General features: G+C 70.5%; 11 protein-coding genes. 7 read left to right on the top strand and 4 right to left on the bottom strand.

All coding sequences use genetic code 11. From position 1 onward, the window contains the following. The first annotated feature begins 117 nt into the window (after positions 1–117). Positions 118–1,116 carry an ABC transporter ATP-binding protein gene (locus OG975_RS32745; RefSeq protein ID WP_406332907.1) on the top strand — a complete coding sequence of 333 codons (999 nt, stop codon included), beginning with the start codon at positions 118–120 and terminating at the stop codon, positions 1,114–1,116. A 2-nt stretch (positions 1,117–1,118) separates the two neighbouring features. Further along, positions 1,119–1,889 (top strand): ABC transporter permease, encoded by a 771-nt coding sequence (locus OG975_RS32740; protein WP_330307352.1) that lies wholly within the window; start codon positions 1,119–1,121, stop codon positions 1,887–1,889. A 27-nt stretch (positions 1,890–1,916) separates the two neighbouring features. On the opposite strand, the gene OG975_RS32735 is transcribed toward OG975_RS32740, so the two are convergent. Continuing rightward, the gene (locus tag OG975_RS32735) at positions 1,917–2,888 is read right to left on the bottom strand and encodes a hypothetical protein (RefSeq protein ID WP_381260622.1); all 972 of its coding nucleotides are present in this window, start codon (positions 2,886–2,888) and stop codon (positions 1,917–1,919) included. A gap of 118 nt (positions 2,889–3,006) precedes the next feature. Between OG975_RS32735 and OG975_RS32730 the strand changes: the two genes are divergently transcribed. From OG975_RS32730 to OG975_RS32720, 3 genes are all read left to right on the top strand, one after another. Continuing rightward, positions 3,007–3,894: a hypothetical protein gene (locus tag OG975_RS32730; protein WP_406332906.1), complete on the top strand. Its 888-nt coding sequence runs from the start codon at positions 3,007–3,009 to the stop codon at positions 3,892–3,894. Positions 3,895–4,096: 202 nt separating this feature from the next. Further along, positions 4,097–5,374 carry an ABC transporter ATP-binding protein gene (locus tag OG975_RS32725; protein WP_406332905.1) on the top strand — a complete coding sequence of 426 codons (1,278 nt, stop codon included), beginning with the start codon at positions 4,097–4,099 and terminating at the stop codon, positions 5,372–5,374. Further along, positions 5,371–6,222 (top strand): ABC transporter permease, encoded by an 852-nt coding sequence (locus OG975_RS32720; protein ID WP_406332904.1) that lies wholly within the window; start codon positions 5,371–5,373, stop codon positions 6,220–6,222. Before OG975_RS32725 ends, OG975_RS32720 begins: the two co-directional genes overlap by 4 nt. A 49-nt stretch (positions 6,223–6,271) precedes the next feature. Here OG975_RS32720 and OG975_RS32715 read toward each other — a convergent pair whose 3' ends face one another. After that, positions 6,272–6,604, bottom strand: a complete 333-nt coding sequence (locus OG975_RS32715; RefSeq protein WP_330307347.1) for an ATP/GTP-binding protein — start codon at positions 6,602–6,604, stop codon at positions 6,272–6,274. A gap of 221 nt (positions 6,605–6,825) precedes the next feature. Between OG975_RS32715 and OG975_RS32710 the strand changes: the two genes are divergently transcribed. Then, a complete protein-coding gene (locus OG975_RS32710) occupies positions 6,826–7,854 on the top strand; it encodes an LLM class flavin-dependent oxidoreductase (RefSeq protein ID WP_406332903.1) in 1,029 nt (342 codons plus the stop codon). Between the two features lie 76 nt (positions 7,855–7,930). Here OG975_RS32710 and OG975_RS32705 read toward each other — a convergent pair whose 3' ends face one another. Next, complete coding sequence (locus OG975_RS32705) at positions 7,931–8,323, bottom strand: SCO5389 family protein (RefSeq protein ID WP_165340641.1); 393 nt, start codon at positions 8,321–8,323, stop codon at positions 7,931–7,933. Between the two features lie 301 nt (positions 8,324–8,624). On the opposite strand from OG975_RS32705, the gene nucS reads away from it, so the two are divergent. After that, positions 8,625–9,296, top strand: a complete 672-nt coding sequence (nucS, locus tag OG975_RS32700) for an endonuclease NucS (protein ID WP_381260618.1) — start codon at positions 8,625–8,627, stop codon at positions 9,294–9,296. Between the two features lie 67 nt (positions 9,297–9,363). Here the strand turns inward: nucS and OG975_RS32695 are convergent, their stop codons facing one another. Further along, a complete protein-coding gene (locus tag OG975_RS32695) occupies positions 9,364–11,907 on the bottom strand; it encodes an ATP-binding protein (protein ID WP_406332902.1) in 2,544 nt (847 codons plus the stop codon). Positions 11,908–12,099: the final 192 nt, after the last annotated feature.

Raw genomic sequence — 12,099 nt, 5'->3', positions numbered from 1 at the left:
GGCTCCGCCGCGTGGGCGCGACAAGCCACAACGGCGCAGCAGTCAGGCACGGCGGCCAAGCGGCACCCCCTCCCCACTCAAGTAGCGCGCCCCATAGGTCCGATTTAGCGTGGCCGCATGATCGAGCTCGAGGGGCTGACCAAGCGGTACGGCGAGAAGGTGGCGGTCAACAACCTCACCTTCACCGTCAGACCGGGCATCGTCACGGGCTTCCTCGGCCCCAACGGCGCGGGAAAGTCCACGACGATGCGGATGATGCTCGGCCTCGACCGCCCCACCGCGGGCGACGTACGGATCGACGGCAAGCACTACGACCACCTCAGGGACCCGCTGAAGTACATCGGCGCCCTCCTCGACGCCAAGGCCATGCACGGCGGACGCAGCGCCGTCAACCACCTCCTCTGCCTCGCACAGAGCAACGGCATCCCGAAGGCGCGGGTGCACGAGGTCCTGGACACGGTCGGTCTGACCCCGGTCGCCAAGAAGAAGGCCAAGGGCTTCTCGCTCGGCATGGGCCAGCGGCTCGGTATCGCGGGCGCGCTGCTCGGCGACCCGCGGATCCTGATGTTCGACGAGCCGGTCAACGGGCTCGACCCCGAGGGCATCCACTGGATCCGCAACCTGATGAAGTCCCTCGCGGCGCAGGGGCGCACGGTATTCGTCTCGTCCCACCTCATGAGCGAGATGGCGCTGACAGCCGACCACCTCGTCGTCATCGGCCAGGGCAGGCTCCTCGCCGACACCTCCATGGCCGACTTCATCGAGCAGAACTCGCGCAGTTACGTCCGTATCCGCTCCCCCCAGCGCGAGCGGCTCCTCGACGTGCTGCACGGCGCGGGCATCACGGTCGTCGAGACGGGCAGCGGTCTGCTCGAAGTCGACGGCGGCAAGCCGGAGCACATCGGTGAGCTGGCCGCGCAGCACCAGATCGTGCTGCACGAGCTGAGTCCCCAGCAGGCCTCCCTGGAGGAGGCGTTCATGCAGCTGACCGCGGAGTCGGTGGAGTACCACGCGCACACGGACGCACCGCTTCCGCAGAGCCCGCCGTCGCAAGGCTCGCATCCGCAGACCGCGTCGGCGGCCCCGCACTGGGGCGACGACTGGAAGAGGGACTGACCATGGCGGCCACCCAGGTCCTCAAGTCCGAGTGGACCAAGATCCGCTCCGTCTCGTCCACCGTGTGGACGCTCAGTCTCGCCGCGGTGGTCACCATCGCTCTCGGCATCCTCATCTCGCTGCTGTCCAGGAACGAGTGGGACAAGCTGAGCGCGGGGGACAAGCTCTCCTTCGACCCGACGTTCATCAGCTTCGCGGGGATGAGCCTCGGCCAGCTCGCGATGATCGTGTTCGGGGTGCTCGTCGTGGGCAACGAGTACAGCACCGGCATGATCCGCACCTCGCTCGCCGCGGTCCCCCAGCGCGGCACGTTCCTCTTCAGCAAGATCGCGGTGGCGGCCGGCCTCGCCCTCGTTGTCGGCATGATCACCAGCTTCATCGCCTTCTCCCTGGGCCAGGCCATGCTCGGCACGCACAAGGCGTCGATCGGCGACCCCGGTGTGCTGCGCGCGGTGATCGGCGGCGGGCTCTATATGACGCTGATCGCCGTCTTCTCGATGGGCGTCGCGGCGATGCTGCGCAGTCCGATGCTCTCGCTCGGCATCCTGATGCCGTTCTTCTTCCTGATCTCCAACATCCTGGGCGCCGTCTCCGCGACCAAGAAGATCGGCCGCTATCTGCCCGACCAGGCCGGCAGCAAGATCATGCGGGTCGTGACCCCGATCAACGACGACACTCCGTACGGTCCCTGGGGCGGCCTCGCGATCATGGTGCTGTGGGTGGCCCTGGCGCTCCTCGGGGGCTACGCGCTGCTCAAGAGGCGGGACGCGTGAGACCGCTCAAGACAGGCGTGTGACCGCTCAGGAAGCGGGAGGCGCGGAGTCCTCCGGCGGGGCGTCGGGCTGGAGTTCGTCGAACTCCCTCCACCCCTTCCACTTGCTCACATGAACGTCGAGATCCGGTTCCACGGACACGAACTTGCCCAACTCAAGATCCGAGTCGTCCAGCTTGAACCAGCGCTCGTCACTGAGCTGCGCTCCGGTCCCCACCGCCTTGGCGGTGAAGCGCACCATGATGCGTACGCCCTGAAGTCCCCGCAGGTCCTTGCCTTGGAGCGAGCCGAGCGGAAGCTCGGGCACCTCGGAGCCGACGGGTATCCACACGGTGAACGGGGCCGCGCGCTCCACGACGGACCACACACGCTCGTCGCACAACCCGCCGTCCTCGCCGAGAATCTTCAGCCGCTGCTTGTACATCACCAGCGTGTCGGCGTGCGGCGACTTCTCCAGGAAGCGCAGATGGGCCTCCGCACGCGCCTCCATCATGACCAGGTTCAGTACGTGGTTGTAGAAGCGTACGGCGATCACCGCTTTGTCACTGCCCTGGTGATCGCGCGCGTAGTTCGGCGAGTCCGACATCGCGGCGAGCGCGATGCTGGCCTTCCTGCGCCAGACGACCGGCCGGACCGTGAACACCTTGATGAGCGCGATTCCCAGAAGGGTCGCCGGGACCAGTGCGCCGGTCAGCGACGCGACGGTCGACAGTACTTCCTGCGCGGTGTTCGCGCCCTCGACGGACAGGCTGTCCGTGCCCACGCAGGCGCGCAGCACCTCCAGGGTCACATCCAGCAACTGACGGGACCACAGGCGCTCCCCCAGGGGCCGGGAGGAGTCCTCCGCCAGCACAAAACCCACCGCGAGCAGCACCGAGAACACCAGAAGAACCGCCAGGGCGAGCAGCAGCAGGGCGGACAGCGTGCGATCCGCTATCCACCAGCGAACAGACTTACGGAATCTGGGATGCGGCCGGTGGCCGCGCCTCGGTAAACGCATCGGTGTCCCCCACCCGGCCCTGCGGCGCCCGATGACAGGTGTCGCGGGTATACGCCGTTGTGGGAGGCTCAGACTGTCGTCCGCCCGACTCCCGGCCAGCTCACAGAAGGGCTTCTCCATGACCGACCGCAGCATCGAAGCACTCGGTTACACCGACGTCCCGGCGCTGCAGCCGCTGACATACCCGGGCCGCGTCATCGACGAACCTGTCCTGCTCTCCGGCAAGGAACTGCTGGCGCTCGGCGTGCAACCGCGGCGCCTGGGCGCCTGGACCGTGCGGAGCGGCGTCGCGTCCGGGGAAGAGACCCTGGACGCGGCTCTGGAGCGGCTCGGCCAGGCATCGGTCGGCGGCCGCTACCCGGTCGTCTCGGTGGGGTCGAACGCCGCACCGGGCCAGGTGAGCCACAAGTTCGACCGCATCGGAGTCCCCGACGAGATGCCGATGATCCCGGTGCGGGTGCGCGGCATCAAGGTGGGGCTCTCCGCCCACATCAGCCCGGCGGGATACGTCGCCGCCGCGCCGTACATGGACCCCGCGGCCGAAACCCCGCTGGTCGTGACCTGGCTGGACGCGGCCCAGCTGAAGGTCGTGGACGACACGGAGTTCCCTGGATACCGTCGGGCGCTGCTGCCGGGCGACGTGTTCCCGATGACCATGCCGTCCGGGGAACGACTGGGCGCCGCGTACATCTACTTCAGCGCCTATGGAGTCCTGGCCGACCCGAAGGGCTCCCCCCGCGCCGGCGGCGGGGACCAGGCCACCCTGCTCAGGGAACTGCTCGCCGACTCCACCGCGCTGCGCGAACTGCTCGGCCCGGACCCCGAGACCTGGGTCCGCCGGGCGGGCTCCGACGAGGCGACGCGGCACCGGGGCACGCGTATCTTCCGAGAGGAGGGCTGGCTCACCGAGCAGCCGGAGTTCCTGCCCTACGAGTCCGACGACTCGGAACTGAAGCTGTACGACGACCTTCCTCCGCGGGACGATTCGCTGCCGAACCGGCTCTGAGGGTTCCGTTTCAAGCCCGACCAGGCACGGCGGGTACCTGACAAAGGTAGGTATGTAGGTAAGAGTCCTTACTCGATCTCTCCCCCGTGTGACCTGCGCAGTTTTACTTTCTCTTGAGTGGAACCGTCAGCGCCCCGATATCCTCCTAACCCTTACGGGGGCGTGCGCCCCGACGTCCTGAACCTTTCGATGGGTGCGGAGCATGATCGAGGCAGTCGGCCTGACGAAGCGCTACGGCGCCAAGACGGCCGTGTACAACCTTTCCTTCCAGGTGCGGCCGGGCGCCGTCACCGGCTTCCTCGGGCCCAACGGCTCGGGCAAGTCGACGACGATGCGGATGATCCTCGGCCTGGACAACCCCTCCTCGGGGCAGGTGACGATCGGCGGCTTCCCGTACCGCAAGCTGCCGAACGCGCCCCGCCAGGTCGGCGCGCTCCTCGACGCCAAGGCCGTGCACGGTGGCCGGCACGCCCGCAACCACCTGCTGTGCCTGGCCCAGCTGTCGGGCATCCCGGCCCGCCGGGTGGACGAGGTGCTCGGTGTCGTCGGGCTCCAGGACGTGGCCAAGAAGCGCTCCAAGGGCTTCTCGCTCGGCATGGGCCAGCGGCTCGGCATCGCCGCCGCGCTCCTCGGCGACCCCCAGGTGCTGCTCTTCGACGAGCCGGTCAACGGCCTCGACCCCGAGGGCATCCTCTGGGTGCGCAACCTGATGAGGTCCCTCGCGGCGGAGGGCCGTACGGTCTTCGTCTCCTCGCACCTGATGAGCGAGATGGCGCTGACCGCCGACCAGCTGATCGTGATCGGCCGCGGCCAGCTGCTCGCCGACATGACCATCAAGGACTTCATCTCGCACAACTCGGCCGACTTCGCCCGGGTCCGCACCCCGGAGACCGAGCCGCAGCAGCGCGAGAAGCTCACGGCCGCGCTGACCGAGGCGGGCGGCCAGGTGCTGCCCGAGCAGGACGGCGCCCTGCGCGTGACGGGTCTGCCGCTCCCCCGCATCAGCGACCTCGCGCACTCCGCCGACGTACGCCTGTGGGAGCTGTCGCCGCACCAGGCCTCGCTGGAGGAGGCGTACATGCGGATGACGCAGGGCGCCGTCGACTACCGCTCGACCATCGACCAGAAGGCCGGGCTCCAGCAGGAGCTGCCGCCGGGCGCCATGCCGCCGCCGCAGCTGCCGGTGGCGGGCCAGGGCCAGCCGGGCTGGTACGCGCCGCCGCCGCCCCAGCAGGGCGGGCAGCCGTTCGCGATGCCGCAGGGACAGCCGGGCCCGTACGGCGCGCCCGCCGCCCCCGCCGCGCCCGGAGCGGGCCAGCCGGGTCCCTACGGCGCTTCGGCCGCCCCCGTGGCTCCCGGTGCCGCGGACGTCAACCCGTACGCCCAGGCCGCGCCCCAGGCCCCCGCACAGCCGCCCGCGGCACCCGCCGCCGCGCCTGCCGCCGCCCCCGACCTGACCAAGCCCGAGGACGCCCGATGAGCACGCCCCAGCCCCCGATGCCGCAGCAGGCCGTCGCTGCCCCCAACTGGCAGGCGGCGCCCGGCACTTCGTACACCTCGCCGATCCCGGTCACCCGCACCCACCTCGGTCACGCGCTCAACTCCGAGTGGACGAAGATCAAGTCGGTGCGCTCCACGATGTGGACGCTCGGCACCTTCCTGCTCCTCGTGATCGGCATCGGCTTCCTGGTCGCCGCGCAGACCACGAACGAGGACTTCACCGACGTCCCGTACACGATCCCGGCCTTCTTCGGGCTGATGCTCGGCCAGATCTGCCTGATCACGCTGGGCGTCCTGGTCGTCTCGTCCGAGTACGGCACGGGCATGATCCGTACGACGTTCACGGCCTCGCCGCAGCGGCACCGGGTGCTCACCGCGAAGCTGATCATCTTCTTCGCGGTGGCGTTCGTCGTGTCGGCGTTCGCGATCGGCTTCGTCGGCCTGATCACCTCGGGGATGCACGGCAGCAGCGGCACCTCGGACGTGCCGTGGGGCGGCACGGTGATCATGGGCTCGCTGTACGTCTCACTGCTCGGCGTCCTCGCGCTCGCGGTGGGCTCGATGCTGCGTCACTCGGCGGGCGCGATCACCACGATGCTCGGTGTGGTGCTGGTGCCCGCGATCATGCCCGCGTTCCTCATGATGTCCGACAGCATGCGCACGATCGGCGAGAAGATGCAGGAGTACAACGCTCCCAACGCCCTCGCCAGGATCTTCCGGCTGGACACCGAGAGCGGCCACGGCGGCGCGCAGCTCGGTCTGCTCGCCGGAGTGACGGCGGCGGCGATCGTCGGCGCGTTCGTGCTGCTGGAGCGCCGGGACGTCTGAGCCCCGCCCTGATTTCCGAAGTCGCCCAGAAGCTGGGCGCGTTGACCGCCTAGAACCTGGGCGCGTTACGGGACCGCTGCACCCGCGAGGTGCGGCGGTCCTTCGCGTTCCAGCAGGCCTTGTGCCAGTGGCGCCGCTCGTCGACGCCCGAGTGCTCCGGCCAGGCCACCACGTGCGGGACACCGGAGGGGATCATCTGGTCGCAGCCGGGGCATCGGTAGGTCTTGCCCTCGGCGCTCGCGCCCGCCACATGGCGCACGCTCCACTCCTCGCCCTGCCAGCTCTCGGTCGACTGCCAGCCGCCATAACGGCCGGACCGCTCCTCGTCCGCACTACTGCCGGACGCACCGGCGGCCTTCGGACGGTTGCGACGCGGGGACACGGGACACCTCACGGAGCTATACAGGGAGCAGGGGCCATCTCCAGCCTACGCGGCGCGCACCGGGGTACGCGTACTCCACCAACCCGTACAGATCCCCCACCGGGCGGCCCAATTCGCAGACAATCCGCAAATCTCCCCGCCAGACCGTGACTTCGGCACGTGTCAGGCGGTTATGCCCGGCGGGGGAGCTCCCTGTCGGAGCCGAGGAAGCAGGAAGTGCGATGCACGTAGGAAGTTTTGTACTGGCGGCCCAGTTCCCCGGACAGGGCCAGGGGGAGGCCCTGCACCGGGCGGTGCGGTCCGCCGAGGTCGCCGAGGAGGCGGGGCTCGACTCGGTATGGCTGGGCGAGCACCACTTCGTGCCGTACGGCACCTGCCCGTCGGCCATCACCCTCGCCGCGTTCCTGCTCGGCCGCACCAGCCGGATCCGGGTCGGCACAGCGGTCAGCGTGCTGCCCACCGTCCACCCCGTGGCACTCGGCGAGCAGGCCGCGCTGCTGCATCTGACGTCCGGCGGACGGTTCTCGCTGGGCGTCGGACGCGGCGGCCCCTGGGTCGACCTGGAGGTCTTCGGTTCGGGACTGGAGGCGTACGAGAAGGGGTTCCCGGAGTCACTCGACCTCCTGGTGCGCTGGCTGCGCGAGCCGTCGGTGCGGGGCACCTCGGAGCGGTTCAGCTTCCGTGAAGTCCCCGTCGTCCCCCGGCCGTCGGAGGCGCTGAGCGGAGCTCCGGGGCCCGAGGTCGTCGTCGCCTGCACCTCACCGGCGAGCGTGCGGCTCGCGGCCGAGCGCGGGCTGCCGATGCTCCTGGGGATGCATGTCGGGGACGAGGAGAAGGCCGAAATGGTCGCGCTGTGGCGGCAGTACGCGCGCGCGGCCCGGCGCCCGGCGGACGAGATCTTCGCGGCGGCCCATGTGTCCGCCGGCGTCTGCCAGATCGCGGACCGCCGCACCGACGCCGTCGAGTCGCTCCTCAAGGCGATGCCGGGCTGGCTGAAGCACGGGCTGGACGCCCATGTGACGGTCGACGGCCGCACCCGCGCGATGCGGGACCCCCTGGCGTACACCGAACTGCTCTGCGGGCTGCACCCGGTGGGCACCCCCCGGCTGTGCGCCGACCGGCTCGCGGCGACCTCGGAGCGGACCGGCATCTCACGCTTCGCCCTGCTCGTCGAGGGCTCGGGAGATCTGGCGGCGACGGAGGAGAACGTACGACGTCTCGGCGCCGAGGTGCTGCCGCACCTCAGGTGACCGCGCGGGGAGCTTGCCGCCCCAGTACAAATGCACCTCCCGCGTACGGAGCGGCAAGCAGTGCTGCGTCACCGCGTCAGCAGTCCCGGAACTCCGGCGACTGGTTCAGCAGCTGGCTGCGGACCGAGGTGAAGCGTGCCAGCGTGTCGTCCACTGAGGCGTCCAGCGGGAACACCGCCACCCGGTGGCAGTTCTGGAAGGCCAGCCGCACTCCGAAGTGCCGCTGCAGTGCGCCGCGTATCGCGTCACTCGCCAGCGCACGCAGCAGCTGGCCACGTGCCTGCTCGTCCGGCGGAGGCGTCTGGTTGTCGGCGAAGTTGCCGCCGTCCACCTTCAGCTGGGCCACCAGGGAGCTGATCATCTCCCATGCGTAGGGCAGGGAGGTCCGGACGCAGTCGACGAATTCAGCTTCGTCGACCTCGCCTCGCTCGGCCTGTTCAAGTAGGGCCGGTGAGACGTCGAGCGACATGGGTACTCCTCTCGCACCCCCAGACCTCGGGGGTTGCCGGACAGGGATAGGGAATTCGCGATATCGAACACGCTGAGTACACGCATCGCGACCTCCCGTTTATACGGTAAGCAACGGACGGTGACGGCACCAGGAGAATGCGCACATAGCGAACTCCCACTAGGCGCACAATCAGCCACCACCGAACAGGGTTCTTCCAGGAAGAAAGGGGCGGGACCGGAGGGCCCTCGGTTGAGGGTGGTGGTGGGAGACGGGCGGGCGAATCGCGTGCACCACCGCCCGTCGAGTAGCGTTGCCGACCATGCGTCTCGTCATTGCCCGCTGTTCCGTGGACTACGCGGGCCGGCTCACCGCCCATCTCCCGTCGGCCCCCCGCCTCATCCTCGTGAAGGCGGACGGCAGCGTCTCGATCCACGCGGACGACCGGGCCTACAAGCCCCTCAACTGGATGTCGCCGCCCTGCACGCTGAAGGAGGGTTCCGGCGACGACGAAGGCACCTGGACCGTCATCAACAAAGCGGGCGAGAAGCTCATCATCACGATGGAGGAGATCCTCCACGACTCCTCGCACGAACTCGGCGTGGACCCCGGCCTGATCAAGGACGGCGTGGAAGCACACCTTCAAGAGCTCCTCGCCGACCGCATCGAGACGCTCGGCGAGGGCTACTCGCTCATCCGCCGCGAGTACATGACGGCCATCGGCCCGGTCGACATCCTGTGCCGGGACGCCGACGGCCAGACCGTCGCCGTGGAGATCAAGCGGCGCGGTGAGATCGACGGCGTGGAGCAACTCACGCGCTATCTGGAGCTGTTGAACCGCGACCCGCACCTCGCGCCGGTCCGCGGCATCTTCGCCGCCCAGGAGATCAAGCCGCAGGCCCGTGTCCTCGCCACCGACCGCGGCATCGGCTGCGCGGTCCTGGACTACGACGCGATGCGCGGCATCGAGGACGACAAGCTGCGGTTGTTCTGACCGCGGGGACGACTACAGCGAGAGGGCCGGGTCCACGTCGTGGACCCGGCCCTCTCGCTTCGTACGGTCAGATCACCGCGCCGCCCGGCGATGTGGCACCGGTGCCGCTCGCCGGAGCGCTGGTGACGCTGCTCTCCGGGGCGCTGGCCGACGTACTCACCGGGGCGCTGCTCGACGCGGGGCCGCTGGCGGTGTCCGACGTCGACGGGGTTGTCGCGGTGGGCGACTCCGTGGGCGTCGGAGTCGTGGGCGTGGGCGACGAAGGGGTCGGCGTACTCGACGGCGGCTTCGTCGTCGACGTCGGAGGCTTGGTCGTCGCCGACTTCGAGGGCGAAGTGGACGGCGACTTCGACGGCGTACCCGACGTGTGCGTGCCGCTCGGGTCGTCGGACGGCGTACTGCCGCCCGTGTCCGTCGGCGTCGGATCGTCCGACGTCCCGTACGTACCGTCGGGACCAGGATCCGTGGGCGTCGCCACGGTACCCGTGTCGGAGTCGCCGCCCTTCTTGGCCTTGTCCGCGCCGAGGCTGTCGTCGTCGCTGCCCTGGCTGGCCGAGGGATTGACGCCGACCTTCTCGGACGGGGTGTCGTTGCTGTGGTCCGAGGTCGCGCCGAGTGTCACCACGGTGCCCAGCACGGCGGCGAGGAGCGCGCCGGCGCCCGCGGCCACCAGGTTGCGCCGGGTGCCGCTCACCAGCCGGCCCGCGACGCCGACGCGCTTGGGCGCGGGGCCACCGGGCTCGGCCCGGTGGGTGACCAGCGTGGTGGGTTCGAAGGGCGGTTCGGCCATCACGAAGGCGGCCGGTACGCCACCGGGGGGCGACGCCGACTCCTCGTGCCGCGCGTCGGGCACCTCCTCCCCCGCCGCCGTGCGCCCGCCGGCCAGGGTGGCTCCGGAGCGGTCGGCGACCAGCGCGAGGGCGCGGCGGCCCGCGACGGTGCCACGCTTGTCGGCGAGGGCGCCGCGCAGCCCGATGGAGGCCTCCAGCTCGGCGCGGGCCCGGTCCAGCTGGCCGCCGCAGAGCGCGAGGATGCCCAACTCGTGGTGGAAGTAGGCCTGTTCGGAGACCTCGCCGGAGAGCCGGGAGGCCTCGGCGCCGGAGCGCAGGCTGCGTTCCCAGGCGCTCCAGTGCAGACCCGCGGCGAACGCGGGCGCGGCCGTGCGGGCCAGCTGTACGGCGACGCTCTCGTCCTGCTCGTCGAGCGGGGCCGTGGTGAGCGGCACCAGGACGGTGAGCGCGGCGAGCAGCGCGTCGGCCTCGGCGCAGACCCGCTCCGGGGTGACCGAGGGGTGCCCGGCCCACCAGGTGTAGTGCCGGGCCGCGGCGAGCGCCTGCTCCTCAAGGCCGTCCGCGTATCCGGCGGCCTCCAGCTGGGCCTGCACGCCGGCGGCGAGCCGGTAGCGGGAGCCGACCGGGGAGACCAGCGCGCAGCTCGCCAGTTCGGCGAGGGCGGCGTCGGCGTGGGTGTCGCCCACGAGCGCGGGCAGGTGCGCCTGGTGCGGCACCTCGCCGCCGAGGGCGACCGCGAAGCGCAGGGTGGCGCGGGCCGAGTCGCTCAGCCGGGAGGCGAGCAGCGCGGCGGGCGCGGCGCCTTCGGCGAGCGACGGCAGCGGTACGTCGTGATCGTCGCCGTCCTCGGCGTCGAAGGGCGCGTCGACGGGGATGTTCTGGAAGACACCGAACTCGTCGACGGCGTTCTCGCTGGCCCGCAGCTGGTCGCGCTGCCGCAGCAGCGCTCCCGCCTGCATGAAGCGCAGGGGCAGGCCCTCGGACTCGAACCAGAGGTCGCCGGCCCAGTTCGACTCGTCCTCGGTGAGGACGCGGCCGACGGCCCGCTCCAGGAGTTCGAGGCCGCCGCTGCGGTCGAGTCCGCCGAGGAACACCTCTTCGAGGAGGGAGTCGGCGGACGGCGCGGCGACGTCGGGCGTCGTGCTGACGAGGAAGGCGCACTCGGGGGTGGCGTCGAGCAGCTCGTCGAGCGCGCTGCCGCCGAACTCCACGTCGTCGAGGACGACGACCGCGCCGATCTCGTGGACGAGCCGGAGCAGTTCGTCCCGTTCCGGGCGGTGCAGGGGTGCGCTGTAGACGGCGGCGAAGAGGTCGTACAGCAGGTCACTCGCCGTGCGCCGGTAGCCGGAGAGGCGTACGACGCCGTCGGGGGCGAGGTCCGCGCAGTCGTCGGCTACGGCGTCGAGGAGGCTGGTGCGGCCCGATCCCGAGGGTCCGGTGAGCCGTACCGAGCGCCCGCGCGCGAGGAGGCGTACGAGCCGCTCGCGCTCCTCCTGACGCTCCAGGAGCGGCAGCCGGGGCTGCGCGGGTCCCGGCGGGACGGGCGGCTGGGCCGTGCGGGCCAGCTCGGCGCGCTCGGCGGCGCTGAACTTCGCCGGGCGCTGCGGCCGCTCGTGCGGCGGGCAGTTCTCTATTTCGCTGCCGTCGACGGGGTTGACCGTCAGCAGGAAGTCGCCCGAGACGAGCTGGACCGTGCGGGCGAGCGCCGGTGTGTGCTGGCTCAGGTCGGTCGTGAGCGGATCGCGAGGCGGGCGCGAGCGAGGCGCCTGGCCGTCGTCGTCATGGCCGTAATCTTCGGGTCCCCGGGTGTTCGGGTCCATGTTCCAAGCCCCCCAAAAGCGTCGTGTGCCGAGCCCCTCCCGGCCTTGCTGCACACCGCGCTGTCGCTTCTGGTCCGGTGCCCGCTCGCAGGGTTTCGGTCGGCGGGCAGCCGAACCCTAAACCTTCGCACAGTATCTATGAACAGTCGGGGTACCGCGCCGTCCGAGACGTCACAGCTTCGTGAGGATTGT

Origin of the sequence: Streptomyces sp. NBC_00203 (genome assembly GCF_045206325.1) — a bacterium.
GTDB classification, from domain to species: Bacteria; Actinomycetota; Actinomycetes; order Streptomycetales; family Streptomycetaceae; genus Streptomyces; species Streptomyces lutosisoli.
This window is presented reverse-complemented; position numbering and strand designations above follow the sequence as displayed.

Coding starts and splice junctions, on each gene's coding strand:
- OG975_RS32730 (WP_406332906.1), top strand. CDS start 3,007: ATGACCGACCGCAGCATCGAAGCACTCGGTTACACCGACGTCCCGGCG.
- OG975_RS32710 (WP_406332903.1), top strand. CDS start 6,826: ATGCACGTAGGAAGTTTTGTACTGGCGGCCCAGTTCCCCGGACAGGGC.
- OG975_RS32725 (WP_406332905.1), top strand. CDS start 4,097: ATGATCGAGGCAGTCGGCCTGACGAAGCGCTACGGCGCCAAGACGGCC.
- OG975_RS32720 (WP_406332904.1), top strand. CDS start 5,371: ATGAGCACGCCCCAGCCCCCGATGCCGCAGCAGGCCGTCGCTGCCCCC.
- OG975_RS32745 (WP_406332907.1), top strand. CDS start 118: ATGATCGAGCTCGAGGGGCTGACCAAGCGGTACGGCGAGAAGGTGGCG.
- OG975_RS32735 (WP_381260622.1), bottom strand. CDS start 2,888: ATGCGTTTACCGAGGCGCGGCCACCGGCCGCATCCCAGATTCCGTAAG.
- OG975_RS32695 (WP_406332902.1), bottom strand. CDS start 11,907: ATGGACCCGAACACCCGGGGACCCGAAGATTACGGCCATGACGACGAC.
- OG975_RS32705 (WP_165340641.1), bottom strand. CDS start 8,323: ATGTCGCTCGACGTCTCACCGGCCCTACTTGAACAGGCCGAGCGAGGC.
- nucS (WP_381260618.1), top strand. CDS start 8,625: ATGCGTCTCGTCATTGCCCGCTGTTCCGTGGACTACGCGGGCCGGCTC.
- OG975_RS32740 (WP_330307352.1), top strand. CDS start 1,119: ATGGCGGCCACCCAGGTCCTCAAGTCCGAGTGGACCAAGATCCGCTCC.